Raw genomic sequence first — 26,020 nt, 5'->3', positions numbered from 1 at the left:
AAAAGGATAAAATAATATTTGCCAAACCGGTGATTATAAAGCCAGCAGAGGCCAAGACAACTCAAACATGCAGCAATAGGTGTTCCCGCTCCCACGGGCTGATCACCGTCATGAACTCCTGGTGTTCCAGTTCCTTGATGGCGGTGTAGACATCGACAAAGCGCTCGCCCAGCACATCGCGCAGGCGATCCTCCTGACGCAGCAGCGTCAATGCCTGCGGCAGCCCTTGCGGCAGCTCGTAGGCATGGTCATAGGCGCTGCCGGTGGTCATCGGCGTCGGCTCCAGCTGATCGACCAGCCCCAGATAGCCGCAGGCCAGCGTCACCGCAATGCCAAGATAGGGATTGGCGTCGGCGCCGATGATGCGGTTTTCCACCCGCCGCTGTTCGACGCCGGAAATCGGGATGCGGAAGCCCACGGTGCGGTTGTCCATGCCCCACTGGACGTTGATCGGCGCCGCCGTGTGGCGCACGATGCGGCGATAGGAGTTGACATACGGCGCCAGGATCGCCATCGCCGCCGGCGTATAGCGCTGCAGGCCGCCGATGTAATGGCGAAATTGCGGCGACGGCGAACCGTCGGCCTGGCTGAAGATATTGCGGCCGCTGGCGGCGTCGCTGACGCTCTGGTGCACATGCATGGCCGATCCGGGCTCGCCGCCCATCGGCTTGGCCATGAAGGTGGCGTACATATCGTGCTTCAGCGCCGCCTCGCGCAAGGTGCGCTTGAAGTAGAAGACGTTGTCGGCCAGCGCCATCGCATCCCCATGCTGGAAGTTGAGGCCCATCTGACCGGCGCCGGTTTCGTGGATCAGCGTGTCCACATCGAGATTCATCAGCGCGCAGTAGTCGTAAATATCCTCGAATAGCGGATCGAATTCGTTGACCGCGTCGATGCTGTACACCTGCCGCGTGGTTTCGGCGCGGCCGCTGCGGCCCACTGGTGCTTTCAGCGGCAGGTCCGGGTCGATATTCTTTTCTGTCAGGTAGAACTCCAGCTCCGGCCCGACAACCGGGCGCCATCCCTTGTCCGCATACAGTTTCAGCACGCGGCGCAGCACCGAGCGCGGTGCGAAGTCCACCAGCGTGCCATCGGCGAAATAGCAGTCGTGGATCACCTGCGCGGTCGGATCGATGGCCCACGGAACGGTGGTGATGCTGCCGGGGTCCGCGCGCAAGATCATATCGCGGTCGGTGTTGGAGATGGCGCGATCGTAGGCTGGATCTTCGACCGGGTAGTTACCGGTGACGGTCATGCCCAGCACCGCTTCCGGTATGCGCATGCCACGGTCCTGGGTGAATTTGGCACGCGGCAGAATCTTCCCGCGCGCCACGCCCGTCAGGTCGGGCACCAGGCATTCAATTTCAGTGACCCGGTTATCGTTGAGCCACTGGTCCATATCAGCATCGGAGAAGTTTTCACGGATAGACATGAGGCACTCATTTTGCGATCGACAGGCCTAGCTTACCATAATCACAACCTTGCCTCCTCTGCCTCCACGCGTGTCTGGACCAGGATCTTCTTGATTTCCGGGACACAGGAACCGCAGTTGCCGCCAGCCTTCAGGCAGGCGGTTACCTCCGGCACCGTCTTCAGGTCTTTTTCGAGGATGGCGTTGCAGATGGTGTTGCGGCCGACGCCAAAGCACGAGCACACTGTCGGCCCGGTATCGGCGCCCTTCTCCACCGGTATGCCGACCAGCAGGCCGACGCGGTCGATCTCGCTCAGCGCCTCTTTGACAAACAGGCTGGCCAGCCACGCGCGTGACGGCATATCCTGGCGCGGCGACATAAAGATGCACTGTTCAATGCGGTCATTCACCACATGCACGGCACGGTACACGCCGGCAGTCTTGTCTTCATACTCCAGCCAATCGGCATCGGGATCGCTTACGCCCAGCAGCGCGCGCGACCATTCCGGATAGTTCTTGACGGTGTTACGGCCCGCCAGCTCGTAGCGCGCGAATTCGCGGCCCTGAATACGGGTCCAGTGCGCGATGCTGTCGAGGTTCAGCGCATCGCGGCTCAGGATGAAGCCATGCCAGTTGACGCGGAACTGCTCGACCCGCACCGGGGTGTGCTTGAACTCAGGCTCGCCGGATACCGGGTCCACCACCGGATTAACCACTGCGCCCACGCGCGCGTCGGACGCGGTCTGGTCGTTCCAGTGGATGGGAATGAACACACTGCCACGCGGGATGCCGCCACCGTGCTGCACGCGTGCCACCATTGCGCCCCAGTCGGAAGTAATGCGCGCCAGCTCGCCCTCTTTCACCCCGCTTAGCAAGGCATCCTGCGGGTGCATATCGACGAAGGATTCAGCGATATGATCGGCCAGCGTGGCGGACTTGCCGGTGCGCGTCATCGTATGCCACTGGTCGCGCACCCGGCCGGTATTCAGCGACAGCGGATAATCTTCGCTGACAGCGTGGCGCGGCAGGCGCGGCGCGGTGGCGATAAAGCGCGCCTTGCCATCAGCATGCGCGAACACGCCATCCTCGAACAGACGCGCATCAATGCGCAGTGTACCGCCGGCAGTTCGGCGCGCCGGCCACTGCGTCGGCGCCAGTTCATCGTACGCGCGCTGATTGAGACCTGCGAGGCCGGACATATCGAAAGCGCGCGGTACATCGTCCACGCTATTGCGGAAACCGCTCAGGCGCGCATGCTCGTCGAACACCGCGTGCTGGCCGGAGAAATCGAAACCCTGATAGCCCATGCGCTGCGCGAACAGCGACAGAATCTTCCAATCCGGCAGCGCCTCGCCCGGTGCATCCAGGAAGGCGCGCTGGCGCGAAATGCGGCGTTCGGAGTTGGTCACCGTGCCATCCTTTTCGCCCCAGCCCAGCGCCGGCAGCAGCACGTCGGCATACACGGTGGTGTCGGTATCCTGCATGATGTCGGATGAGATCACCAGCTCGCACTTGCCCAGCGCGCGTCGCACCTGGTCCGCATCCGGCATGCTGACCACGGGGTTGGTGGCGATCACCCACACCGATTTGACCTTGCCTTCTTCAATCGCGTTGAACAGATCCACCGCTTTCAGGCCGCCTTTGTCGGCCATGGCTGGCGATTCCCAGAACGTCTGCACCACGTCCCGATGCTCGGCGCGCTCCAGGTCCATGTGCGCAGCCAGCATATTGGCAAGCCCGCCGACTTCGCGCCCGCCCATGGCATTCGGCTGGCCGGTGATCGAGAACGGGCCCATGCCCGGCTTGCCGATACGCCCGCCGACCAGGTGGCAGTTGATGATGGCGTTGGCCTTGTCGGTGCCGGCCGACGATTGATTCACGCCCATCGAGTAGGCCGTAATGGTCTTGCTGGTGGCGGCGAACAGTTCGTAGAACTCCAGCAGCAACGGCAGATCGATACGGCAGATCTTGGCTACCACGGCAGGATCGGCGCAATCGGCATGCGCAACGTCCAGCGCCGCTTCAAAGCCGTTGGTGTGCTGTTCGATGAAACGCGGGTCGACGGCGCCGATGCGTGACAGATAGCTCAGCAAGCCATTGAACAGCCACACATCGGTGCCCGCCTTGACCGGCAGGTGCAGGTCAGCCAGCTCGCAGGTGGCGGTGCGGCGCGGATCGATCACCACCAGCTTCATTTCCGGGCGCGCTTCTTTCGCCTTCAAGATGCGCTGGAACAGGATGGGGTGGCACCACGCCGTGTTGGAGCCGACCAGCACAATCATATCGGCCAGTTCCAGGTCTTCGTAGCAGACCGGCACCAGGTCTTCGCCAAAGGCGCGCTTGTAGCCCGCTACGGCGGACGACATGCACAGGCGCGAGTTGGTGTCGATATTGGCACTGCCGACATAGCCCTTCATCAGTTTGTTGGCGACGTAGTAGTCCTCGGTCAGCAGCTGGCCGGAGACATACAGCGCCACTGCGTCAGGGCCATGTTCGGCGATGATGCGCTGCCACTCGCCGGCCACCTTGTCCAGCGCCTGATCCCACGATACGCGGCGCAGTCCATCGGCTTCGCGTACTTGCGGGTAAAGCAGGCGGCCTTCCAGTCCCACGGTTTCACCCAGCGCCGAGCCTTTCACGCACAGACGGCCCATATTGGCAGGATGCTGCTTGTCACCGGCGATGGCGAAGGTGCCGTCACCCTTCGGCGTGGCCTGCACGCCGCAGCCGACGCCGCAGTAGGCACAGGTGGTACGGATAGCCAGATGGTCGGTGGACAGGTTCAAGATATTCCTTCAGGCGGCCCGGTTAGACAAGGCTTCGCCAAATAACAGGGTTTGCCGGATCGGCGTAATGTCGCTGCGGCTCTGGATCAGGTTGAAGTACCACGGGCCGTCCTTGACGTCGCCATACAGCACCGCGCCGGTGACGCGGTTGTCCTTCAACACCAGCCGCTTGTAGACGCCACGGCGCGCATCGCGCAGTACCAGGTCTTCGCTGCCTTCGCCGCCGATGAAGTCGCCAACCGAGTACAAATCGACGCCGGTCACTTTTAGCCGCGTCGGCGAGGTTTGCTGCACATAGCGGCGCACACCGGCGCCGGCCAGGTGCGCGCCGCAGACACGCGCCTGATCCCAGATCGGCGCGACCAGGCCAAAGGTGGCGCTGCGGTGCTGCACGCACTCGCCCACTGCGTAGACGCGGGGATCGTAGGTTTGCAGGGTATCGTCCACCACGATGGCGCGCTCGCAGTGCAGGCCTGCGGACTTGGCCAGTTCGATATTCGGCCGTACGCCAGCGGTCATCACCACCAGGTCCGCCGGGATCTCGCTGCCGTCCTTGAAACGCACGCCGGTCACGCGACCGGGGCCGAGAATTTCCTCGGTGTTGGCGCCCATCAGGAATGTGAGTCCCTTGGCTTCCAGCGCCTTTTGCAGCAATAGCGCGGCGGGCTTGTCGAGCTGCTGGTTCATCAGCACGTCGCTGACGTGCACCACGGTCACGTTCATGCCCTGGCGTTGTAGCCCGTTGGCTGCCTCCAGGCCCAGCAGGCCGCCGCCGATCACCACCGCATTACGGTGATTGCGCGCCATCGCCAGCATCTGCTCCACGTCCTGAATATCACGGAAGGCCAGCACGCCGCTCAGTTGATGGCCTGGCACCGGGATGATAAACGGCTTGGAGCCGGTGGCGATCAGCAAACGGTCATAGCTCACTTCCAGGCCGGATTGGGCGCGCACAATACGCTTGCGGCGGTCGATGTGCACCACAGGGTCGCCAGCGTGCAGCGTGATCCCGTGCTGGACGTACCATTCACGGGTGTTGAGCATGATGTCGTCGATGCTCTTCTCGCCTGCCAGCACCGGCGACAGCAGGATGCGGTTGTAATTACCGTGCGGCTCGGCGCCGAACACGGTGATGTCGTACATATCCGGCGCCAGCTTGTGCAGCTCCTCGACCGTGCGCATGCCGGCCATGCCGTTGCCGATGACGACCAGTGCGGGTTTCACAGGCCGACCCAGACTTTGCCGCCGTCAATGCGCGCCGGGTAGGTCCCAACTGAATGTTCAGGTGCTTCCAGGCATTCGCCGGTCTGCAAATCGAAGTGCTGCTTGTAGATCGGCGAGGCGACCACAATCCGCTCGCCCAGCGAACCGACCAGGCCACGCGACAGCACGGAAGCCTCAGAATTCGGATCATAGTTATCGATGGCGAACACGCGCGGTCCGCCATCGTCAACATGAAACACCGCCACCTGCTCATTGTTCAGCAAGGCGCACACGCCGGTATTCGGCACGATGTCGTCCAGGTTGCAGACGGCGATCCAGTTATCGGTTTGAATATCACGATGCATCATCTTCTCCTTAGGCTGCCTTGACTGCGATAGGGATAACGCGTTTGCGCTCTTCGATGGTGGCCGGACGAATCTGGCCACGTTCTTCCATGAACAACACGTTCTCGTCGCCCTTGTCGCTGTTGACGAAGTGGCGGAATCGTTTGCGGGTTTCCGGATTCTCGACAGCTTCCTTCCACTCGCAAGCGTAGGTGTTGACCACATGCTGCATGTCCGCTTCCAGCTCGGCACCGATGCCCAGCTTGTCCTTGACGATGACATCTTTCAGGTAATCCAGGCCGCCCTCAAGGTTCTCGCGCCAGGTGCTGGTGCGTTGCAGACGGTCGCCGGTGCGGCTGTAGAACATCAGGAAGCGGTCGATGTACTTGACCAGCGTTTCCTTGTCCAGCTCAGTCGCCAGCAGCTCGGCGTGGCGCGGCTTCATGCCGCCGTTGCCGGCCACGTACAGGTTCCAGCCTTTTTCGGTGGCGATCACGCCCACATCCTTGCCCTGTGCCTCGGCGCACTCGCGGGTGCAGCCGGACACGCCAAACTTGATCTTGTGCGGCGTACGCAAGCCCTTGTAGCGGTTTTCCAGTTCAATCGCCAGGCCGATGGAATCATCGACGCCATAACGGCACCAGGTCGAGCCGACGCAGGACTTCACCGTGCGCAGCGACTTGCCATACGCGTGGCCGGATTCAAAGCCTGCGGCAATCAGTTCTTCCCAGATCAGCGGCAGTTGTTCGACACGCGCACCAAACAGGTCAACGCGTGCGCCACCGGTGATCTTGGTGTACAGGCCGTATTTCTTGGCCACCGTGCCAACGGCGATCAGGCCATCGGCCGTCACCTCACCGGCCGGCATGCGCGGCACCACCGAATACGTACCGTCCTTCTGGATATTGCCGAGGAAGTAGTCATTGGTGTCCTGCAGGCTGGCGTGTTCCTTCTTCAGCACAAACTCATTGTTGATGGTGGCCAGAATGCTGGCGGCCAGCGGTTTGCAGACATCGCAGCCCAGGCCCTTGCCATGCTTGTGCAGCAGGTCGCTAAAGGTGCTGACCTTGCCGACTTTGATCAGGTGGAACAGCTCCTGGCGCGAATAGGCGAAGTGTTCGCACACATGGTTGTTCACTTCCATGCCCTGCTTCTTCATCTCGGCCTTCATCACCTGCGTCACCAGCGGAACGCAGCCGCCGCATGCCGTGCCGGCAGTGGTGCAGCTTTTCAGTTCGCCGATGGTGGTGGCGCCGTTCTGCACGGCGGCGCACAGCTGGCCTTTGGAGATGTTATTGCAGGAGCAGATTTGCGCACTGTCCGGCAGCGCGTCCACACCCAGCGCCGGCCTGGCGGCGCCATCGGACTGCGGCAGTATCAGGAACTCCGGCGCTTCCGGCAGCTCGATTTTGTTCAGCATCATTTGCAGCAGCGTGCCGTATTCGGCCGCGTCGCCGACCATCACGCCGCCCAGCAGATACTTGCCGCAGCTGGACACCACGATCTTCTTGTAGATTTGCTTGCGCTCATCGATGAACTGGTAGGAGTGGCTGCCCTCTTCCTTGCCATGCGGGTCGCCGATCGACGCCACGTCCACGCCCATCAATTTCAGCTTGGTGCTCATGTCGGCGCCGGCGAATTCGGCCGCTTCGCCCAGCATATGCTTGGCAGCGACGCGCGCCATTTCGTAGCCCGGTGCCACCAGGCCGAAAATCAGGCCGCCCCACAGCGCGCATTCGCCAATCGCGTAGACGTGCGGATCGGAGGTAACGCAGTTGTTATTGATTTCGATGCCGCCGCGCGGGCCGATGGCCAGGCCGGCTTCTTTGGCCAGCATGTCGCGCGGACGGATACCGGCCGAGAAAACGATCATGTCCACGTCCAGATGGCCACCGTCGGCGAATTCCATGCGGTGCGTGCCATCGACGCCATCGACAATGGCGGTGGTGTTTTTACCGGTATGAACGGTGACGCCCAGTTCTTCGATCTTACGGCGCAGCACACGGCCGCCGTGGTCATCCACCTGCACCGCCATCAGGCGTGGCGAGAACTCGACCACATGGGTGTCCAGCTTCATATCGCGCAGCGCCTTGGCGCATTCCAGGCCGAGCAGGCCGCCGCCGATCACCACCCCGGTCTTGGCGCGCTGGCCGCATTCCAGCATCGCTTCCAGATCTTCAATGGTGCGATAAACGAAGCAGTCCTTGCGGTCCTTGCCTGGCAGCGGCGGCACGAACGGGAACGAGCCGGTAGCAATCACCAGTTTGTCGTAGGGCAGAATCTCGCCTTCGCCGGTGGTGACGGTTTTGGCTGCGGTGTCGATGGCGGTGGCGCGGGTGTTCAGGCGCAGCACCATATCGTCGCGTTCAAAGAAGCCCGGCTTCACCAGCGACAGATCGTCGGCGGATTTACCGGAGAAGAATTCGGACAAGTGCACGCGGTCGTAGGCAGGACGTGGCTCTTCGCACAGCACCGTCACCTGCAAATTGGCGACGCCGCTATTGGCAAGGCTTTCCAGGAATTTGTGGCCCACCATGCCGTGGCCGATAACGATAATTTTCATGATGCCTTCCCTTAAGCGGTAGCGATTGCGGATTGTTCGACGGTGTCGGCGCTGAAGCGTGCAGCCAGTGCGCACAGCGCGGAGATGGCGACCAGCACGCCGAGGATGCTCAGCGTCTGCTGCACATCGCCCGTGCCTTTCATCAGGAAGCCGGCTGCGACAGCACCCACATTGCCGCCGGCGCCGATGATGCCGGCCACGCCGCCGAGGGCGCGCTTGTCAACGAATGGCACCACGGCGTAAGTCGCACCGCAGGCCATGTGGGTGAACAGACCGAATACCAGCATGGCGGCGATGGCCAGCATGGCGTTGCCAGCGTGCGCAAACATCAGCAGGCCGGCGCCTTCGCCCAGCATCAGCGCGAACAGCAGCGTGACGCGGTGATTCAGGTTGCCGCCCGCTGCGGCTTTATCGGATACCCAGCCGCCCAGCGCACGGGCGAACAAGGCCAGCAGGCCAAAGCTGCCTGCCGCCATACCGGCTTGCGCCAGCGTCAGGTTGAAGTGATCGACGTAGTAGATCGCGGCGATGTTGTGGATGAAGATCTCGATGCCGAAGCAGGCGCCGTAGGTAATGAACAGCAGCCATACGCGGTAGTTGGCGGCGGCCAGCTTGAACGAATCCCAGCCACCTTTCTTCCCGCCTTCGATGGCGATGCCTGCGGCGCGCAGTTCGCTGAAGTTACCTTGCGGGCAGTCCTGCGTATAGCGGTAGTAGACGAAGGCCATCACGATCATCAGCACGCCTGGCACGATCAGCGCAGCGCGCCAGCCGAAGCCCTCGCTCACGCCCAGCATGATCATGGCAGTCATCAGCAGCGGCATCAGGGCTTGCGCCACGCCGCCGCCGGCATTGCCCCAGCCAGCAGCAGCCGCGTTGGCAGTGCCCACCACCTTGGGACCGAACATCACCGAGGTGTGGTACTGGGTGATGACGAAGCTGGCGCCGGCCGCGCCGATGGCGAGGCGGAAGAACAGGAAGCTCTCGTAGCTCTGCGCGAAGGCCACACCGATCACCGGGATGGAACCCAGCAGCAGCAAGCCGGTATAGGCTTTGCGCGGGCCGAAGTGATCGCACAGCGGGCCGACGATCAGACGCACGAGAATGGTAACGGCAACGGCGGCGATATTGATATTCGCGATCTGCCCTGGCGTCAGGCCGAATTCGCCTTTAATCACCGGCATCAGCGGGGCGCAGGCGAACCAGGCGAAGAAGCAGACGAAGAACGCCATCCAGGTCAAGTGAAACGCCCGCATCTGAGGCGTTGAAATTGAGAAGAGCTTGATGCTGGTAGCTTTGCTGGCCATTTTTTATCCCGTTCAGAAAACAAAAAGGCGTCCGCGCAACCGAAGGCCTCAAAGACCGGGTTGGGCGGACGCCGTTGTCCTGCCAGTCCGTCCTTGGACCAGCTATGAATTCGTGTACTTCCGGGAGATCGCCGTTGATCCCTTGCCCTATGCTTTGCAAGAGCCGTGCCAGGCGCATAAACAGCTATCTACAGAGGGCGAGCACCGGTTTGCACCTTGATGTGGGACCGTTTGGTGCGATGTTGCGGTGCACGGCGCACGTTATCGGTGCGCTATACTGCGTTATCAAAACCTAAACAGCTCACCTCATGCAGCAAGCGGACCATAGTAACTACAGCGAAAAAGAACCAGCACCGGCCGCGCCGCCGGCTACGCCGATCATGGCTGCCGGCACATGGCGCCGCATCGTCGCCTTCGCCGCCGACGCCTTGATACTCGGCGCGGTCGGGCTGGCCGCAGGCGCCATCCTCTCCAGGCAGTTCGCGGTGCTGGGGCCTTGGGGCCAGGTGGTGGGCTTTATCATCGCCCTCGCCTACTTCGGTTTCACGCAAAGCAGCAAGGGCGGCGGCCGCTCGCCAGGCATGCGCCTGCTCGGCCTGAAGGTCATCCGGCAGGATGGCGGGCTGCTGGAACTGCGGCAGTCGGTCGCACGCGCCGCCATCTTCTGCGCCGCCTACTTCCTCATCAGCTTGCCCAACTATCTCAGCGGCGGGAACCCATGGATCAACGCCATCCTGTCGACGCCACTGTTCGCCGTCTACTTCGGCATCATCTACCTGCTGATCTTTAATCGAAAGACGCGCCAGTCCCTGCACGATCTGGCTTTGCGCGCCTATGTCGTCAAAACAGCCGATGGTCCGCTGGCGCTGCCGGCAGAACCAGTCTGGCGCGGCCACGCCCTCATCGCCGGCGGCATGATCGTTGTGCTGACGGTACTCGGGGTGGTGGCAGTGCTGCCGATCTGGCCGAATAATCCATTCACGTCCATGCTGCAGCTACAGCAGCAGGTCGCGCGTTTGCCCGGCGTGTACGACGTTGTCGTCGCCATCAACTTCCCTCAATCGCAGCAAGGCGCCGCTCCTAGCCTGAGCGTCAACGCCACCATCGCCCACTCGGTATCCGACCGCGATGGGGCGGCCCGCCGCATCGCCCGTACCGTGCTGGAAAACTATCCCGACGCCGATCGCCTGCAGGCAGTGAGTGTGACGCTGTCCAGTGGCTATAACATCGGCATCGCGCACTCCTACCGCAACTGGCGTTACTCCCATACGCCGGCAGACTGGCAAATCACGCCATGATACGCCGCGCGGTACTGCTGGCATGCGGCACGCTGCTGTTGTCCGCCGCCGCACAGGCGGCCCGCGTGCTGGACCAGGCGACCATCAATATTGCCGGCAAAGAGCGCCGCTACTATCATCTGCACGATACCGGGAACTTCAGCGCCGCCACGCCGATCCTGCTGCTGCATGGCTCGGGATGCAAGGATTACAGCAGCCGGATGGCATCCTACTTCGAGCGCTATCCTGCGCCACTGAGCGTCTACTACCTGGATAAAGCCGGCGTCCAGAAAAACAGCCAAGGCGAAAACTGCGCCGCCGACTACACAGCGGCGGATTTTCTGGAAAATCGCGTCAGCGATAATCTGGCTTTCATCGACAATGCGCCTGAGCTGAAGCGGCTCACGCCCCGCAGCCTGGCCATCGTCGGTTTTTCGGAAGGCGGCACAGTCGCTCCACTGATCGCCTTGCGCAGCCCGAAGGCGGGCTGGCTCGCCACGGCGGGCAGCGGTGGCCTGCCGCAAAGCCAGGTGTTCCTGATCTTCGCAGATCGCGGCGTGAAGCCCTATGCCCAGCCTTTTTCACGCGACTATTTCCTGCAAACCTATGCCGACATCAAGGCACATCCTGATAGCGTCGACAAGGAGTTCTTTGGCCACAGCTACCGTTACTGGAGTTCGCATCTGTTTTATGATCCGCTGTTGACTTACCGTCAGCTGAACATGCCGATGATTGCAGCCATGGGCGAGAAGGATGACAGTGAAGCCATCGAATCCGGACGTGCCTTGCGCGACTATTTTGCGCAGCATCCGGAAAAGAACTTCACCTTCATCGAGTACCCCAACGCCGGCCACGCATTGCAGACGCCGGAAAAATCCCACTTGCAGGACTTCATCGCCAGCCTCGCGCGCTGGTTCAAACAATGAGCGCAGCCAAATTTGACACCATCGCCGCCTATCTGGCCTCGGTCGACGCGCAGAAAGCGGCGACGCTCCAGGCTATCATGGACTTCGTGCTGGCGGAGTTCCCCGGCCTGGAATCCAGGCTCGCCTGGAAAGTGCCGCACATTCACCGCGACGGCAAATACGTGATGGGATTGGCAGCATATAAGCAGCACCTCACGGTGTCGCCGTGGAGCGTGTTTGTCATGGATGACTTCAAGGCGCGGCTGACGCCTTTCGTGGTTTTCAAGAACTGCTTCCAGATTCCGGTCGACTGGGACATCGACCGGAATCTTCTGCGCGACCTGGTGCAGGCCAGATTGGCAGAACTGGACTAACCGGCGGCAGCCAGCGCGGCGGCGACCATTTCGTCGATCTCGCCGGTGATATTGGACAGCACGCCGGCCACCACCGAAAACTCCTTGCCTGCATTGCCCGCGCGGGCGGCGACGATACGGGCGTTGAAGGCCACCATGCGCGCCTGGCGGTTGATGGTGTCGATATCCGTAATCACGCCGCGCAATTGCTTGCGCATCAGCCGCGCGTTCTGTTTGGCCTGTTCCTCGTAGATGCCGGTGATGGCGTTGAGGATGCCCAGCGTCGGCGTGGTGATGCGCACCAGTTCCGCCAGCAGCTCGGCCGACTGCGATGCGCCCTGGGCGATGGCCTTGAGCGTGCTTTCACCCAGGTCGGCAAAGGCGACGATCTGCTTGTCGCCCTCCAGCTTGCCGAAATACGCTTCGCGCAGCTCCGGGCAGAACACGCCCGGCAAGCCATCCGCTTCGCTCAGCAGCGACTTGTGCGCGCCGCGGAACAGCGACAACGCCTCCTGCGCCGTCGCAGCGCTGCCCTCCTGCCCCTGCGACGCGAGCAACGCGTACAACACGATGCGCTGCGACGTGAAGCGGCGGCGGCCCGACAGATTAATCAGCGCGCTGAATACTTCGCCGGACAACGGTTTACTGGCGGCGGGGGCGAGGCCGCCAGTCGACATGTCCATTACGCAGCTTCCTTCGCTGGATGCGCCTGTTTACGGTACAGGAACTCCAGCACCGCCGTGCGGTACGCCATATACTGCGGGTCCGACGCCAGTATCACCCGGTCACGCGGGCGCGCCAGCTGCACGTCGACGATTTCGCCTATCGTGGCCGCAGGGCCGTTGGTCATCATGACGATGCGGTCGGACAGCAGCACCGCCTCGTCCACGTCGTGCGTCACCATCACCACGGTGGACTTGGTGGCGGCAACGATTTTCAGCAGCTCGTCCTGCAAGTGCGCGCGGGTCAGCGCGTCCAGCGCGCCAAACGGTTCATCCATCAGCAGCACTTTCGGCTCCATCGCCAGCGCGCGGGCAATGCCGACGCGCTGCTTCATGCCGCCGGAGATTTCATTCGGCCGCTTGTTCTCCGCAGGTGTCAGGCCAACCAGCGCCAGCGCCTGCATGGTGCGCTCACGCAGCTGATGCCTGGATTCGCTCTTGCCAAACACCCGCTCCACGCCGAGATAGATATTCTCGTAGCAAGTCAGCCATGGCAGCAGCGAGTGATTCTGGAACACCACCGAACGTTCCGGCGACGGACCGGCGATTTCGCGGTTGGCGCACAGCAGCACGCCATCGCTTGGTTTCAGCAGGCCCGCGATCAGATTGAGCAAGGTCGATTTGCCGCAGCCCGAGTGGCCGATCAGCGTGATGAATTCGCCCTTGCGTACAGTCAGGTCAATCTCGCGCAGCGCGTGGAAAACGCCCTTCTTGGTGTGGAACACCATCTCCACGCCTTCGATATCGATGAATTTGGATTCGTCCATGATTGCCGCTCCTTAGTTCGATACTTGTTCGTAGGTGAATGCGCGCGCCAATGCCATCAGCGCCTGCTCCAGCAGCAAACCAACCAGGCCTATCGAAACGATGGCGATGATGATGTGCGGGACATTCAGGTTGTTCCACTCGTCCCACAGCCAGAAGCCGATGCCCACGCCGCCAGTCAGCATTTCTGCCGCGACGATCACCAGCCACGCGGTGCCGATCGACAGGCGTACGCCGGTCAGGACGTAAGGCAGCGCCGATGGCAACAGGATCTTGGTCAGCACCTTCCATTCGGAGAGGTTCAGCACGCGCGCCACGTTCATATAATCTTGCGGCACGCGCTGCACGCCCACGGCGGTGTTGATGATCATCGGCCAGATCGAGCAGATGAAGATCGACCAGATCGCAGCCGGATTCGCGGACTGGAATACCAGCAGGCCAATCGGCAGCCAGGCCAGCGGCGACACCGGTTTCAGCAGACTGATGATCGGCCCGAACATGGCGCCGATGAACTGCACGCGGCCAATCATGAAACCGAGCGGGATACCCACCAGCGCCGCCAGGCCGAAGCCGATGCCCACGCGCTGCAAGGATGCCAGCAGATTCCAGCCTATGCCCTGGTCGTTCGGGCTGTTGCGATAGAACGGGTCGGAAAACATCTTGATGGCCTCTGCCAGCGTGGCGGCCGGCGTCGGGAAGCTCGCATTGTTCACAGTGATCAGCTGCCAGACGGCGACCAGCAAGGCCGCGCCCACCAGCGGCGCGATGATTTTCAGCGCGGTGGCGGAAGCCTGCTGGCGCACCCGCGCCGTGGTGTTGGCGGCCAGCGGACGGCGTGGGCGGCGGACCGGCGCGGAAGACGCCGCACTTTCGGTCACGGCAGCTGCCGCCGGTTCAGCACTATCAGGTTGAAGCATGGCGTTCATGGCTAACTCCTGTCATCAGGCTTTGATCTTGAACGAGGCGGCGAACGCTTTCGGGTTCTTGCCGTCCCACACGGAACCATCCATCAGTTTCGACGTACGCAGAGGACTCTTCGGCACCGGCGTTTTGGTCATCGTGGCCGCATCCTTGTACAAATCGATCTGGTTGACCGAGGTCGCCACCGCCAGATAGTCAGGATCGTCCTTCAGCAGGCCCCAGCGGCGGTGCTGGGTCATGAACCACATGCCGTCCGACAGGTACGGGAAGTTGACCGCACCGTCGTTGTAGAACTTCATGTGGTTGGCGTCGTCCCAGGTCTTGCCCAGGCCATTCTGGTAGCGGCCCATGATGCGCTGATCGATCGCATCCTTGCTGGTGTTGACGTAGGATTTATCGGCGATGACCTCGGCCATCTTGTTCTTGTTGGCCAGTGACGAGTCGATCCATTTGCCCGCGTCCAGGATCGCCGCCATCATCGCGCGGCAGGTGTTCGGATACTTCCTGGCGAATTCCAGCGTGGAGCCCAGTACCTTCTCCGGATGGTCTTTCCAGATGTCTTGCGTAGTGGTGGCAGTGATGCCGACGCCGTCCATGATGGCGCGGTGGCCCCACGGCTCACCCACGCAGAAGCCATCCATATTCCCGACCCGCATATTCGCCACCATCTGCGGCGGCGGCACGGTGATCACCTTGGCATCCTTCATCGGATTGATGCCATTGGCGGCCAGCCAGTAGTACAGCCACATGGCGTGGGTGCCGGTCGGGAAGGTCTGTGCGAAAGTGTATTCGCGTTTGTCGCTCTGCATCAGCTTCGCCAGCGATGCGCCATCGACCGCGCCCTTGTCGGCGATTTTCTTCGACAGCGTGATCGCCTGGCCGTTGTTGTTCAGGCTCATCAGCACCGCCATGTCTTTCTTCTGGCCGCCGATGCCCATCTGCACACCGTACAGCAGGCCATACAGCACATGGGCCGCATCCAGATCGCCATTGGCCAGCTTGTCGCGCACGCCGGCCCACGAGGCCTCTTTGCTCAGCACGAATTTGACGCCGTATTTCTTGTCGAAGCCCAGCACCGAGGCCATGACCACAGAGGCGCAGTCAGTCAGCGGGATAAAGCCGATCTTGATTTCTTCCTTTTCCGGCTTGTCCGAACCCGCTGCCCACACACCACCTGTTGCCAAACCCAACATGCTTCCTCCCGCTACCAGACCTGCACCATGAATAATTTTTCTGCGTGTGACATCCACTTCGTTCCCTGCTTGTTCTTCGTGTTTCATGGTTATCCCTTCTGGTAGTCGTCAATAACTATGGGCCAAAAAAAACGCCTACCTCACGAATGAATTCATGATCGGTAGACGTCATTGTCTGGTGGGCCTTACCGCCGTTGGCAAGGCGCATCCGCGCATCATTGCGCTTGCCTGTAGCTATGCAATGTCCGTGCCAGACTGTTTACAGAGGGAAAGCGCAGCGTGGTGCACAAAAAAAATGCACCGCAATTGCGCGGTGCATCATTTTGGGTGGCGTTGCAGCCCGTTTTTAGCCCAGCAGGTCTTCCACGTCGAGGATGCGCTGGGCGACTTCGGAGAGTTTCAGGTTTTTGCTCATGGCCATGGAGCGCAGTTTTTGATACGCCTGCTCTTCGGTAAAGCGCTGGCGCTCCATCAGCAAGCCCTTGGCCTTTTCGATGACCTTGCGCTCGGCCAGCTTGCTCTTGGTGTCGGACAGCTCATCCAGCAGCTTTTGCTCGCGCTTGAACTGCGCCAGCGCCACTTGCAGCACCGGCTTGATGCGCTCGCCCTGCAAACCGGCCACCACATAGGCCGACACGCCGGCTTCGACCGCCGCTTCCATGCTCTCGGTGTCCTGGTCTTCGGTGAACATGACAATCGGGCGGCGCTCGTCGCGGGTGGCGATCACCACATGCTCCAGCACATCGCGCGCGTCCGATTCGGCATCGACAATAATCATGTCCGGCTGCAGCTGGGCTATCCGTTCCGGCAAATACATATCCGGCGGCAGCGAGGCGATGATGTCATATCCCGCCTCCAGCAAGCCGATGCGCAGCACCCGCGCACGCTCGGCCTGCGCATGCAGCGCTTCGTCGTCTTCGTCATGGATGACGGTGTTGACGACGACGATACGCAAATTGGGCATGGCCGGCTTGGTTTTGGTGTGCATGCGCAGATTCTAAGTCAGAACCGACAGGTTCTGCCAGCCCCGCGTCTAGCGTTGCATGCCCCAGCGTCGCACAGTCAACGTTTCCAGTGGACGGAATACGACGTTTTCCACCAGCAAGCCGATGAGGATGACGGCGGCCAGGCCGGCGAATACCTTGTCGGTATATAGCTCATTGCGGTTCTGGAAGATGTACCAGCCCAGGCCGCCCTGCCCTGCCGTGGTGCCGAACACCAGTTCAGCGGCAATCAGCGTGCGCCAGGCAAAGGCCCAGCCAATCTTCAGGCCGGACAGGATGGACGGCAGCGCGGCCGGCACGAGAATGTGCAGGACCAAGCGTAGTCCATTCAGACCGTAGTTGCGGCCAGCCATGCGCAGCGTTTCGGGCACGGACTGGAAGCCGGCGTAGGCGCCCAGCGCGAGCGGCCACAGCACGGCGTGCACGATGACGAACAGCAGGCTGCCTCGGCCGAGTCCGAACCACAGCAGCGCCAGCGGCAGCAGGGCAATCGCGGGTAGCGGGTTGAACATCGCGGTCAGCGTTTCCAGCAGGTCGCGGCCGATGCGGGTGGAGGCGGCCAGCGCGGTCAATGCGAAGGCGGCGATGATGCCTAGCGTGTAGCCTTGCAGCAGGACGGTCAGTGAGACGCGCATGCGGTCGAGCAGTTCGCCAGTGACGATACCGTCAACAAAGGCTTGCGCGGTTTGCAGGAAGGTCGGCAGCAGCAGGTCGTTGGCTTGATAGCGGGCGATGGCTTCCCAGGCGATGGCCAGCAGGAGCAGGAGCAGCGACTTGCGTAGCCAGGATTGCTGCCAGGCGCGGCGGGCCAGCGGCGGCAGCGGATCGGCAGCGCGCAAGGTTGGCGGCGCGACCGTATATTCGCGCTCCTGCCGGATCGGCGGATCAAGGACCAGACTCATACCCCGTCATTCCGGCGCAAGCCGGAACCCATGGAACGCTGGCCGGCATGCGTAGCATGGGAGACCGCTTGTGCGGGTGCGACGGCGGCGGCAGCGCCAAACAGCAGCCCATGTATGCGCTGCGTAGCAGCCTGAAACTCCGCGCTTCCCGCACTGGCCAAATCAAACTGATGACTATTCAATTCTGCCCGTACCTGCCCCGGATGCGGCGACAACAACAGTATGCGATTCCCCACCACCAGCGCCTCCTCAATCGAATGCGTCACAAACAACAAGGTAAAACGCAACTCCTCCCACAAGCGCCCCAACTCCTCCTGCATCTTGCGCCGCGTCAGCGCATCCAGCGCCGCAAACGGCTCATCCATCAACAAAATCTCCGGCTGCATCGCCAGCGCGCGCGCAATAGCCACGCGCTGCTTCATGCCGCCGGACAGTGTATGCGGATGCGCGTTTTCAAAGCCAGCCAGTCCCACCTTGGCAATCCAGTGCAGCGCCCGCTCCTCCGCCTGATGGCGGCTGACGCGCTTGGCCATCAGCAGCGGGAACATGACGTTCTCCTTGACCGTCTTCCACGGCGGCAGCTGATCAAACTCCTGAAACACCACAATGCGGTCCGGCCCCGGTCCTTGCACCGGCGCGCCGTTCACCGCGATACTGCCTGCCGCCGGCGTCAGAAACCCCGCCGCAGCCTTCAGCAACGACGACTTGCCGCAGCCCGAAGGCCCCAGCAGCACAAAGCGGTCGCCGCGATATACATCAAAGCTGACATCATGCGTGGCGCGCGTGCCGCCATACTCCAGGCTCACGCCCTCGGCACGCAGCAGCGGCTGGATGCCGCCAGTGGGACTGATGCTCTGCAAACTCATGATCCCTGCTCGATCACTGGATCTTCAAAGAAGTAATCGCGCCAGCTGGCCGGCTGCTTCTTGATCGCGCCAACGCGGTACAGGAACTGCGCCAGGCCATAGGTATTCTGCGGCGCCACGCTGAAATTCACCTGCGGATTCTTGATGATTTTCAGCAGCAGCTCGCGGTCCACCTTGGCCTTGCTGACGCGCAGATAGGTATCGGCCGCGCCTTCCGGATTCTTTGCAATGTACTGCGCCGCTTCCGCCAGCGCGGCGGTAAAGGCACGATAGGTCTTCGGATTCTCGTTGCGGAACTTCTCGGTCGCATACAGCACGGTGGCCGAACTTGGGCCGCCCAGTACATCGTAGGAATTCAGGATGATGCGCGCTTTCGGATTACCGGCCAGCTCCTGCTCCTGGAAGGGCGGATTGCCGAAGTGGCCGTTGATCTCCGTGCCGCCGGCGATGATGGCCGCCGCCGCATCCGGATGCGGCAAGGTCTGCGTGAATTTATCCAGCCGCGCGTACTCCTTGTCGCCCCACTGCTTGGCCGCCGCATATTGCAGGATGCGCGACTGCACCGACACCGTTACCGCAGGCAGCGCAATCCTGTCCTTCTCGCTCAGGTCCGCGATCGACTTCACTTTCGGATTGGTGCTCACCAGGTAGTAGGGGAAGCTGCCCAGCGAGGCCACGCCTTTCACATTCTGCTTGCCATTGGTACGGTCCCAGATGGTCAGCAGCGGGCCAACGCCAGCACCGGCAATATCGATGGCGCCCGACAGCAGCGCATCGTTGACCGCCGAGCCGCCGGACAGCTGCAAGCGCTCGACCGTGATATCGACACCGAGCTTCTTGCCCTGCTTTTCAATCAGTTGCTGATCCTGCGCGACATTCAGCAGCAGGTACACCACGCCGAACTGCTCGGCGATGCGGAGGCGGCCCTCGGCCTGCGCCGGTGCGGCAAAGGCCAAACTCATGGCGAGAACGGCGGCGGTCAGTCTGAACATGGTTATCCTCGTAAGTTAGAAAGGCACATCGCCTTCGATGGTAGTGCGATACAGCTTGCGGCGCAGATGCGCCGGCGTACCCGCCGCCAGATGCATCAGCGAACGGTTATCCCAGAACACCAGGTCATGCGGCGCCCACTGGTGGCGGTACACATGCTCCGGCTTGACGCTGTGCGCAAACAGCTCATTCAGCAGCGCGCGGCTTTCGTCTTCGGGCAGGCCAACGATACGGGTAGTGAAATGCTCGCTGACGAACAGCGCCTTGCGGCCGGTTTCCGGATGCGTACGCACCACCGGATGCTGCACCGGCTTGACCTCGTCGATCTGCGCCTGCGTCAGCGCCGGGCGGAACGGACTGCGGCGGCGCAGCTCATCGTATTGCGCCAGATAGCTATGCTCGGCGCGCGCGCCCTGCACGGCGTTGCGCAAGGCGGCGGGCAGCGTATCGTAGGCCAGGTGCATATTGGCGAACAGCGTATCGCCGCCTTCGGACGGCAGCTCCTGCGCGTGCAGCATCGAACCGAGGCTGGGCGTCTCTTTGTAGGAAAGGTCGGAATGCCAGAAGTGACCGGCATCGCCAAGTCCGACCGGCTGGCCGTCCTCGATGATGTTGGAGATGATCAGCACTTCCGGATGGGAAGGCAGCTGGAAATTGCGCAGCACATGAATTTGCAGCGGGCCGAAACGGCGGCTGAAATCCACCTGCTGCTGCGGCGTGATACGCTGGTTGCGGAACACCAGCAGATGGTGATCCAGGTGCGCCTTGTGCAGGCGTTGAAAGTCGCGCTGCGGCAGCGGGCGATCCAGGTCCAGGCCCAGAATCTCGGCGCCGAGCGGCGCATCAAACAACGCAAGCTGAAAAGTCTCCTGCAAAACAGCAGCCATCGCACATACCCCGACAATAATGTGCGATACAGTCTATGCCGCCATCCTTATTTAGAAAACGAAGCTTATCCGATATCGTTATTACCTAGCGTCATTACCTGCGCGCCTGAGGAGCTGCCGATGCTGAGTGCCATCCAAGACTTGATGAAGCCGCCCGCCGGCATGGCCTTCGACTTCAGCCAGCCAGCGGGCGAGCCCGCCCTGTCGCCTGCGGATGGGGTCTCGTGGAGGATCTTCGCGAATCCGATTGCCTTGTTCGTCGGCGGCGTCACAGCGGTGCTGCTGGAACTGGCCGAGCCGTCGGTGCGCACCGGCGTATGGGACCACAGCAGCTTCCAGCGCGATCCGCAGACGCGGCTCAAGCGCACCGGCTTTGCCGCCATGATGACGGTCTACGGCCCGCGCTCGGCGGCCGAGAAGCTGATCGGCCACGTGGTGCGCATGCACGGCCATGTGCAGGGCGAGACGCCGGACGGCACGGCCTACCACGCCAACGATCCGCGCCTGCTGGACTGGGTGCACGCCACCGCCGCCTTCGGCTTTACCGAGGCGTATCACTGCTATGCGCAGCATTTGTCGCGCGAAGAAAAAGACGCGTCGTTCGCGGAAGGCGCATCGTCGGCCCAGCTGTATGGCGCCATTGGTGCGCCGCGCTCGTGGGCGGAATGGGAAAGCCTGCTGGCGGCCACCGCGCCAGGACTGGAAGGATCGGACATCCTTGCCGATTTCATGCGCATCATGGCGCAGGCAAAAATTTTGCCCGTGCCGCTGCGCTGGCTGCAACGGCTGCTGGTGCGCGCTGCTGTGGCGATCACACCGGAACCGGTGCGCTCACTGCCGCAATTGCGCGGCCAGGGCCTGCGCTTTGGCGAGGCCACGCTGGTGCGCCTGCTGGCGCGCGCCGCCGCGCTGGCACCGCTGGGCGACACGCCGCCAGTACAGGCGGCGCGGCGCCTGGCGGCGGCGCCCGGCGCTTAAGCCGGATCAGACAGTTTCGTACTTCGCCAGGCGTTGCTGCACGGCGGACGCCAACTGGTCCAGCGCGCTGACGGCGATGCCCATGTCCTGCAGCTTGCCGTCGTTGATGCCGTAGACCCAGCCGTGCACCGTCAGTTCCTGGCCGCGGTCCCAGGCGTCGCGCACGATGGTGGTTTGCACCACGTTGGACACCTGTTCCACCACGTTCAGTTCCACCAGGCGCTCCGAGCGTTTCTGCTCGTTGACCACGGTGCCCATGTAGCGCTCGTGCTTCTGGTGCACGTCGGTGACGTGGCGCAGCCAGTTGTCGACCAGGCCGACGCGGGTGCCCGTCATGGCTGCGTGCACGCCCTTGCAGCCATAGTGGCCGACGATGATCACGTGCTTGACCTTCAGCACTTCCACCGCAAACTGCAATACCGACAGGCAGTTCAGGTCCGAATGCACCACCACGTTGGCGATATTGCGGTGAACGAACACGTCGCCCGGCGCCAGGCCCAGCAGCTCATTCGCCGGGACGCGGCTGTCCGAGCAACCGATCCACAGGTATTCCGGCGCGGCCTGGTTGGCCAGCCGTTGGAAGAACTCGGGGTCGCGCTCGACTTCCGACGCCGCCCAGTTGCGGTTGTTCTCCAGCAGGTGACGCAGTGGCGATACGCTGTTTTTCAGACTTTCCATGATACTCCTCTCGTACATAAAGAGACCGCCGGTCTGCCTCAAAAGAAGGCAGCGCGGCGGTCTTGATACTACCGATCCAGCGTTACAAAGCGATTACTCAAAAAAGTCCTTCACTTTGTCGCGCCAGGTTTTCGTTTGCGGGCTGTGCTTGTTGCCGCCCTCGGTGGTCGATTTCTCGAACTCACGCAGCAGGTCTTTCTGCTTGTCGGTCAGCTTGACCGGCGTTTCCACTGCAACGTGGCAGAACAGATCGCCCGCGAAACCGGAACGCACGCCCTTGATGCCCTTGCCCTTGAGGCGGAAGGTCTTGCCCGACTGGGTGCCTTCGGGGATCGTAAACGCTACTTTACCAGACAAGGTCGGCACTTCGATTTCGCCGCCCAAGGCCGCCTTGGCGAACGAAATCGGCATTTCGCAATGCAGGTCGTCGCCTTCGCGCTGGAACACCTGGTGCGGCTTGATGTGGATTTCCACATACAGGTCGCCCGATGGCCCGCCGTTGGTGCCCGGTTCGCCGTTGCCGGACGAGCGGATACGCATGCCGTTGTCGATGCCGACCGGGATCTTCACTTCCAGCGTTTTGTTGCGTTTGATGCGGCCCTGGCCCGAGCAGGCTGCGCATGGCTCAGGGATGATCTTGCCGGTGCCGTGGCATTTCGGGCAGGTCTGCTGGATGCTGAAGAAGCCCTGCTGCATGCGCACCTGGCCATGGCCGGCGCACGTCGAGCAGGTCACCGGCGAGGTGCCTGGCTTGGCGCCGGAACCGTGGCAGGTGTCGCACTTGTCCCACGACGGCACGCGGATGGTGGTATCGAAGCCGTGCGCCGCCTGTTCCAGCGTGATTTCCAGGTTGTAGCGCAAGTCGGCGCCGCGGTACACCTGCGGGCCCTGGCTGCGGCCGCGGCCACCGCCAAAGATATCGCCGAAGATGTCGCCAAAGGCGTCGCCGAAACCGCCCGCGCCACCGAAACCGCCGCCGCCCGCGTTTGGATCAACGCCGGCGTGGCCATAGCGGTCATACGCCTCGCGCTTGTCCGGCGTGGTCAGCATCTCGTAGGCTTCTTTGACTTCCTTGAATTTCTCTTCCGCATCCTTGCTATCCGGGTTGCGGTCCGGGTGGTACTTCATAGCCAGTTTGCGATAGGCCTTCTTGATCTCGTCTTCGGTTGCGCTCTTGGCGACCCCGAGTACTTCGTAGAAATCACGCTTTGCCATAGTGTCGGAATCCTGCTTATATTCTGTACTGATTTATGCGAAAAAGCCGAGCCGGCGGCGTTGCCACACGACTCGGCGTGCGTCACCCGCTTGCGCGGGGACGGGTATTACTTGCTGTCTTTGACTTCTTTGAAGTCCGCGTCCACCACGTCGTCCTGTGGCTTGGCTTGCTCGGCGCCTGGCTGCGCGCCGCCTTCAGCACCGCCGCCAGCAGCTTGCTGCGCTTGCATGTCAGCGTACATCTTCTCGCCCAGCTTCTGCGAAGCGGTCGACAGCGCGGCTACCTTGGCGTCGATCTCGGCCTTGTCGCCCGATTTGATCGAGGCTTCCAGATCGCCGATCGCAGCTTCGATCTTCTCTTTCTCGCCGGCTTCCAGCTTGTCGCCGTATTCGGTCAGCGACTTGCGGGTCGAGTGGACCAGCGCGTCAGCCTGGTTGCGCGACTCAGCCAGTTCCTTCACTTTCTTGTCTTCTTCGGCGTTGACTTCAGCGTCTTTCACCATTTTCTGGATTTCCGCTTCGGTCAGGCCGGAGTTGGCCTTGATCGTGATCTTGTTCTCTTTGCCGGTAGCCTTGTCTTTCGCGCCGACGTGCAGAATGCCGTTGGCGTCGATGTCGAAGGTCACTTCGATCTGTGGCGTGCCGCGTGCTGCTGGCGGGATGCCTTCCAGATTGAACTCGCCCAGGCCTTTGTTGCCGGCGGCGATTTCGCGCTCACCCTGGTAGACCTTGATGGTCACCGCAGGCTGGTTGTCGTCAGCGGTCGAGAACACTTGCGAGAACTTGGTAGGAATCGTGGTGTTCTTGTGAATCATCTTGGTCATCACGCCGCCCAGGGTTTCGATACCCAGCGACAGCGGGGTCACGTCCAGCAGCAGCAGGTCTTTGCGTTCGCCCGACAGCACCGAACCTTGAATCGCCGCGCCAACAGCCACCGCTTCGTCCGGATTCACGTCTTTACGTGGATCTTTGCCGAAGAACTCTTTGACCTTTTCCTGCACCTTAGGCATACGGGTCATGCCGCCGACCAGGATGATGTCGTCGATGTCCGAAACTTTAACGCCCGCATCCTTGATCGCGGTTTTGCATGGCTCGATGGTCGCGATGATCAGCTCTTCCACCAGCGATTCCAGCTTGGCGCGGGTCATTTTCAGCGTCAGGTGGACCGGCGCGCCGTTCGCCATGGCGATGTACGGCTCGTTGATTTCGGTCTGTTGCGACGACGACAGTTCGATCTTCGCGCGCTCGGCCGAAGCCTTGATGCGCTGCAGGGCGATCGGATCTTTTTTCAGGTCCAGGCCGTTGATCTTCTTGAACTCTTCAATGATGTAGTCGATCACGCGCTGGTCGAAGTCTTCGCCGCCCAGGAAGGTGTCGCCGTTGGTCGACAGCACTTCAAACTGCTTCTCGCCATCCACGTCGGCGATTTCAATGATCGATACGTCGAAGGTACCGCCGCCCAAGTCGTACACGGCGATCTTGCGGTCGCCCTTTTCGGTCTTGTCCAGGCCGAACGCCAGCGCAGCTGCGGTAGGTTCGTTGATGATGCGTTTGACGTCCAGGCCAGCGATACGGCCGGCGTCCTTGGTCGCCTGACGCTGCGAGTCGTTGAAGTAGGCCGGTACGGTGATGACGGCCTCGGTGACTTCTTCACCCAGGTAGTCTTCGGCGGTTTTCTTCATCTTGCGCAGCACTTCCGCCGAGATTTGTGGCGGGGCCAGTTTCTTGTCGCGCACGCCGATCCACGCATCGCCGTTGTCGGCTTTGGTGATCGTGTAAGGCATCAGGCCGATGTCCTTCTGCACTTCCTTCTCGTCGAATTTACGACCGATCAGGCGTTTCACAGCGAACAGGGTGTTTTTAGGATTGGTCACGGCCTGGCGTTTTGCCGGCGCGCCCACCAGGATTTCACCATCTTCTTGGTAAGCAATGATCGATGGCGTCGTACGTGCGCCTTCGGCGTTTTCGATTACCTTTGGCTGACCGTTTTCCATGACGGAAACGCAGGAATTCGTGGTTCCCAGATCGATACCGATAATTCTACCCATGATTTTCTTCCTTAATTTGCTAAAGTTCAGATGGTACTAATATGTGGAAAAGCTCTGTCTTTTCAAGAGCTTAAAATTTTATTTAGCCTGCGCTGCGGTGACGATGGCCGGACGCAGCAGGCGGTCGGCGATCATATAGCCTTTTTGCAGCACCGAGACGACCGTGTTGGCTTCCTGCTCGGCCGGCACTACGGCAACTGCCTGGTGCTTGTTCGGGTCCAGCTTCTCGCCTTGCGCCGGTTCGATGGCGATCAGGCGGTTGCGTTCAAAGGCCGAGGACAGTTGCTTCAGCGTCATTTCGACGCCTTCCTTCAGCGATTCGACCGTTGGCGCCTCAACTTTCAGCGCCATTTCCAGGCTGTCCTTGACCGGCACCATGGCTTCGGCAAAGCTCTCCACGGCGAATTTATGCGCCTTGGCGACATCTTCCTGGGCGCGGCGGCGGATGTTTTCACCGTCGGCTTTGGCGCGCATGAAAGCATCGTGCATTTCAGCCAGTTTGGCTTCGGTGTCGGCCAGTTGCTGCTCCAGTGGAGACAGGCCTGCTTCCGGGGTCGATGGTGGGGCCGACGCAGCGGCTTCAGCCGCCTCTGGATTAGGTGGTACGGCTTGATTTTCCTGATCTTGCATCTAGAGACTCCTACAATCGTATTTGTTTGACATTACTTTTGTTACCGCTGTAGCAGCAAATGGGGCAATAAC

General features: G+C 61.6%; 23 protein-coding genes. 4 read left to right on the top strand and 19 right to left on the bottom strand.

The annotated features are described in order from the left end of the window. Nucleotides 1-61 precede the first annotated feature (61 nt). From KW842_RS23520 to KW842_RS23495, 6 genes are read right to left on the bottom strand one after another with little or no spacing between them, the layout of a single operon-like run. Nucleotides 62-1,432, bottom strand: coding sequence for a glutamine synthetase family protein (locus tag KW842_RS23520; RefSeq protein WP_218306555.1), 1,371 nt, complete (start codon nt 1,430-1,432; stop codon nt 62-64). 41 nt (nt 1,433-1,473) lie between these two features. After that, entirely contained in the window at nt 1,474-4,197 is a 2,724-nt protein-coding gene (locus KW842_RS23515; RefSeq protein WP_218306554.1) for a nitrate reductase, read from the bottom strand. 9 nt (nt 4,198-4,206) lie between these two features. Beyond that, complete coding sequence (locus KW842_RS23510; RefSeq protein ID WP_373925227.1) at nt 4,207-5,421, bottom strand: NAD(P)/FAD-dependent oxidoreductase; 1,215 nt, start codon at nt 5,419-5,421, stop codon at nt 4,207-4,209. Then, a complete protein-coding gene (gene nirD, locus KW842_RS23505) occupies nt 5,418-5,765 on the bottom strand; it encodes a nitrite reductase small subunit NirD (RefSeq protein ID WP_218306607.1) in 348 nt (115 codons plus the stop codon). The genes KW842_RS23510 and nirD overlap by 4 nt, the downstream gene beginning before the upstream one ends. A gap of 10 nt (nt 5,766-5,775) precedes the next feature. Then, a complete protein-coding gene (nirB, locus tag KW842_RS23500) occupies nt 5,776-8,307 on the bottom strand; it encodes a nitrite reductase large subunit NirB (RefSeq protein WP_218306553.1) in 2,532 nt (843 codons plus the stop codon). A gap of 11 nt (nt 8,308-8,318) precedes the next feature. Beyond that, a complete protein-coding gene (locus KW842_RS23495) occupies nt 8,319-9,614 on the bottom strand; it encodes an MFS transporter (protein ID WP_218306552.1) in 1,296 nt (431 codons plus the stop codon). A gap of 308 nt (nt 9,615-9,922) precedes the next feature. On the opposite strand from KW842_RS23495, the gene KW842_RS23490 reads away from it, so the two are divergent. Genes KW842_RS23490 through KW842_RS23480 form a run of 3 tightly spaced genes read left to right on the top strand, consistent with a single transcriptional unit; the run spans nt 9,923 to nt 12,170 of the window. After that, on the top strand, nt 9,923-10,912 hold the full coding sequence (locus tag KW842_RS23490; protein WP_218306551.1) for an RDD family protein: 990 nt from the start codon (nt 9,923-9,925) through the stop codon (nt 10,910-10,912). Then, entirely contained in the window at nt 10,909-11,817 is a 909-nt protein-coding gene (locus KW842_RS23485; RefSeq protein WP_218306550.1) for an alpha/beta fold hydrolase, read from the top strand. Before KW842_RS23490 ends, KW842_RS23485 begins: the two co-directional genes overlap by 4 nt. Next, nucleotides 11,814-12,170, top strand: a complete 357-nt coding sequence (locus tag KW842_RS23480) for an iron chaperone (protein ID WP_218306549.1) — start codon at nt 11,814-11,816, stop codon at nt 12,168-12,170. Before KW842_RS23485 ends, KW842_RS23480 begins: the two co-directional genes overlap by 4 nt. Here KW842_RS23480 and KW842_RS23475 read toward each other — a convergent pair. The 9 genes from KW842_RS23475 to KW842_RS23435 all read right to left on the bottom strand — a co-directional run bounded on the left by KW842_RS23475 (nt 12,167) and on the right by KW842_RS23435 (nt 20,399). Then, on the bottom strand, nt 12,167-12,832 hold the full coding sequence (locus KW842_RS23475) for a methyl-accepting chemotaxis protein (RefSeq protein ID WP_218306548.1): 666 nt from the start codon (nt 12,830-12,832) through the stop codon (nt 12,167-12,169). The two genes, KW842_RS23480 and KW842_RS23475, sit on opposite strands and share 4 nt — an antisense overlap. Next, nucleotides 12,832-13,638 carry an ABC transporter ATP-binding protein gene (locus KW842_RS23470; protein WP_218306547.1) on the bottom strand — a complete coding sequence of 269 codons (807 nt, stop codon included), beginning with the start codon at nt 13,636-13,638 and terminating at the stop codon, nt 12,832-12,834. Before KW842_RS23470 ends, KW842_RS23475 begins: the two co-directional genes overlap by 1 nt. Nucleotides 13,639-13,650: 12 nt before the next feature. Then, complete coding sequence (gene ntrB / locus KW842_RS23465) at nt 13,651-14,562, bottom strand: nitrate ABC transporter permease (protein WP_218306546.1); 912 nt, start codon at nt 14,560-14,562, stop codon at nt 13,651-13,653. Between the two features lie 15 nt (nt 14,563-14,577). Beyond that, nucleotides 14,578-15,750, bottom strand: coding sequence for a CmpA/NrtA family ABC transporter substrate-binding protein (locus KW842_RS23460; protein ID WP_218306545.1), 1,173 nt, complete (start codon nt 15,748-15,750; stop codon nt 14,578-14,580). Between the two features lie 346 nt (nt 15,751-16,096). Beyond that, nucleotides 16,097-16,714: an ANTAR domain-containing response regulator gene (locus tag KW842_RS23455; protein WP_218306605.1), complete on the bottom strand. Its 618-nt coding sequence runs from the start codon at nt 16,712-16,714 to the stop codon at nt 16,097-16,099. Between the two features lie 69 nt (nt 16,715-16,783). Further along, the gene (locus tag KW842_RS23450; protein ID WP_218306544.1) at nt 16,784-17,656 is read right to left on the bottom strand and encodes an ABC transporter permease; all 873 of its coding nucleotides are present in this window, start codon (nt 17,654-17,656) and stop codon (nt 16,784-16,786) included. After that, nucleotides 17,653-18,522 carry an ABC transporter ATP-binding protein gene (locus KW842_RS23445; protein WP_218306543.1) on the bottom strand — a complete coding sequence of 290 codons (870 nt, stop codon included), beginning with the start codon at nt 18,520-18,522 and terminating at the stop codon, nt 17,653-17,655. The genes KW842_RS23450 and KW842_RS23445 overlap by 4 nt, the downstream gene beginning before the upstream one ends. After that, complete coding sequence (locus KW842_RS23440) at nt 18,519-19,514, bottom strand: ABC transporter substrate-binding protein (protein ID WP_218306542.1); 996 nt, start codon at nt 19,512-19,514, stop codon at nt 18,519-18,521. The genes KW842_RS23445 and KW842_RS23440 overlap by 4 nt, the downstream gene beginning before the upstream one ends. Nucleotides 19,515-19,529: 15 nt before the next feature. After that, nucleotides 19,530-20,399 (bottom strand): TauD/TfdA family dioxygenase, encoded by an 870-nt coding sequence (locus tag KW842_RS23435; RefSeq protein WP_218306541.1) that lies wholly within the window; start codon nt 20,397-20,399, stop codon nt 19,530-19,532. A 120-nt stretch (nt 20,400-20,519) separates the two neighbouring features. Between KW842_RS23435 and KW842_RS23430 the strand changes: the two genes are divergently transcribed. Further along, nucleotides 20,520-21,377, top strand: a complete 858-nt coding sequence (locus KW842_RS23430; protein WP_218306540.1) for an oxygenase MpaB family protein — start codon at nt 20,520-20,522, stop codon at nt 21,375-21,377. Nucleotides 21,378-21,383: 6 nt separating this feature from the next. Here KW842_RS23430 and can read toward each other — a convergent pair whose 3' ends face one another. The 4 genes from can to grpE all read right to left on the bottom strand — a co-directional run bounded on the left by can (nt 21,384) and on the right by grpE (nt 25,948). Further along, complete coding sequence (gene can, locus KW842_RS23425) at nt 21,384-22,055, bottom strand: carbonate dehydratase (protein ID WP_218306539.1); 672 nt, start codon at nt 22,053-22,055, stop codon at nt 21,384-21,386. 93 nt (nt 22,056-22,148) lie between these two features. Continuing rightward, the gene (dnaJ, locus tag KW842_RS23420) at nt 22,149-23,270 is read right to left on the bottom strand and encodes a molecular chaperone DnaJ (protein WP_218306538.1); all 1,122 of its coding nucleotides are present in this window, start codon (nt 23,268-23,270) and stop codon (nt 22,149-22,151) included. Nucleotides 23,271-23,377: 107 nt separating this feature from the next. Further along, a complete protein-coding gene (dnaK, locus tag KW842_RS23415; RefSeq protein WP_218306537.1) occupies nt 23,378-25,318 on the bottom strand; it encodes a molecular chaperone DnaK in 1,941 nt (646 codons plus the stop codon). 78 nt (nt 25,319-25,396) lie between these two features. Then, nucleotides 25,397-25,948 carry a nucleotide exchange factor GrpE gene (gene grpE, locus KW842_RS23410; protein ID WP_218306536.1) on the bottom strand — a complete coding sequence of 184 codons (552 nt, stop codon included), beginning with the start codon at nt 25,946-25,948 and terminating at the stop codon, nt 25,397-25,399. Nucleotides 25,949-26,020 lie beyond the last annotated feature (72 nt).

It is taken from the genome of Duganella sp. sic0402 (genome assembly GCF_019219065.1).
Taxonomy (GTDB): Bacteria; Pseudomonadota; Gammaproteobacteria; order Burkholderiales; family Burkholderiaceae_D; genus Rugamonas.
The sequence above is the reverse complement of the archived record's forward strand: the minus strand, read 5'-3'. Positions and strand labels throughout refer to the sequence as shown.

What these genes read in the sequence shown, in the direction of transcription:
- KW842_RS23520 (WP_218306555.1), bottom strand. Translation starts at nt 1,432, where the DNA reads ATGTCTATCCGTGAAAACTTCTCCGATGCTGATATGGACCAGTGGCTC.
- nirD (WP_218306607.1), bottom strand. Translation starts at nt 5,765, where the DNA reads ATGCATCGTGATATTCAAACCGATAACTGGATCGCCGTCTGCAACCTG.
- nirB (WP_218306553.1), bottom strand. Translation starts at nt 8,307, where the DNA reads ATGAAAATTATCGTTATCGGCCACGGCATGGTGGGCCACAAATTCCTG.
- KW842_RS23495 (WP_218306552.1), bottom strand. Translation starts at nt 9,614, where the DNA reads ATGGCCAGCAAAGCTACCAGCATCAAGCTCTTCTCAATTTCAACGCCT.
- KW842_RS23490 (WP_218306551.1), top strand. Translation starts at nt 9,923, where the DNA reads ATGCAGCAAGCGGACCATAGTAACTACAGCGAAAAAGAACCAGCACCG.
- KW842_RS23485 (WP_218306550.1), top strand. Translation starts at nt 10,909, where the DNA reads ATGATACGCCGCGCGGTACTGCTGGCATGCGGCACGCTGCTGTTGTCC.
- KW842_RS23480 (WP_218306549.1), top strand. Translation starts at nt 11,814, where the DNA reads ATGAGCGCAGCCAAATTTGACACCATCGCCGCCTATCTGGCCTCGGTC.
- KW842_RS23475 (WP_218306548.1), bottom strand. Translation starts at nt 12,832, where the DNA reads ATGGACATGTCGACTGGCGGCCTCGCCCCCGCCGCCAGTAAACCGTTG.
- KW842_RS23470 (WP_218306547.1), bottom strand. Translation starts at nt 13,638, where the DNA reads ATGGACGAATCCAAATTCATCGATATCGAAGGCGTGGAGATGGTGTTC.
- ntrB (WP_218306546.1), bottom strand. Translation starts at nt 14,562, where the DNA reads ATGAACGCCATGCTTCAACCTGATAGTGCTGAACCGGCGGCAGCTGCC.
- KW842_RS23460 (WP_218306545.1), bottom strand. Translation starts at nt 15,750, where the DNA reads ATGTTGGGTTTGGCAACAGGTGGTGTGTGGGCAGCGGGTTCGGACAAG.
- KW842_RS23455 (WP_218306605.1), bottom strand. Translation starts at nt 16,714, where the DNA reads ATGCCCAATTTGCGTATCGTCGTCGTCAACACCGTCATCCATGACGAA.
- KW842_RS23450 (WP_218306544.1), bottom strand. Translation starts at nt 17,656, where the DNA reads ATGAGTCTGGTCCTTGATCCGCCGATCCGGCAGGAGCGCGAATATACG.
- KW842_RS23445 (WP_218306543.1), bottom strand. Translation starts at nt 18,522, where the DNA reads ATGAGTTTGCAGAGCATCAGTCCCACTGGCGGCATCCAGCCGCTGCTG.
- KW842_RS23440 (WP_218306542.1), bottom strand. Translation starts at nt 19,514, where the DNA reads ATGTTCAGACTGACCGCCGCCGTTCTCGCCATGAGTTTGGCCTTTGCC.
- KW842_RS23435 (WP_218306541.1), bottom strand. Translation starts at nt 20,399, where the DNA reads ATGGCTGCTGTTTTGCAGGAGACTTTTCAGCTTGCGTTGTTTGATGCG.
- KW842_RS23430 (WP_218306540.1), top strand. Translation starts at nt 20,520, where the DNA reads ATGCTGAGTGCCATCCAAGACTTGATGAAGCCGCCCGCCGGCATGGCC.
- can (WP_218306539.1), bottom strand. Translation starts at nt 22,055, where the DNA reads ATGGAAAGTCTGAAAAACAGCGTATCGCCACTGCGTCACCTGCTGGAG.
- dnaJ (WP_218306538.1), bottom strand. Translation starts at nt 23,270, where the DNA reads ATGGCAAAGCGTGATTTCTACGAAGTACTCGGGGTCGCCAAGAGCGCA.
- dnaK (WP_218306537.1), bottom strand. Translation starts at nt 25,318, where the DNA reads ATGGGTAGAATTATCGGTATCGATCTGGGAACCACGAATTCCTGCGTT.
- grpE (WP_218306536.1), bottom strand. Translation starts at nt 25,948, where the DNA reads ATGCAAGATCAGGAAAATCAAGCCGTACCACCTAATCCAGAGGCGGCT.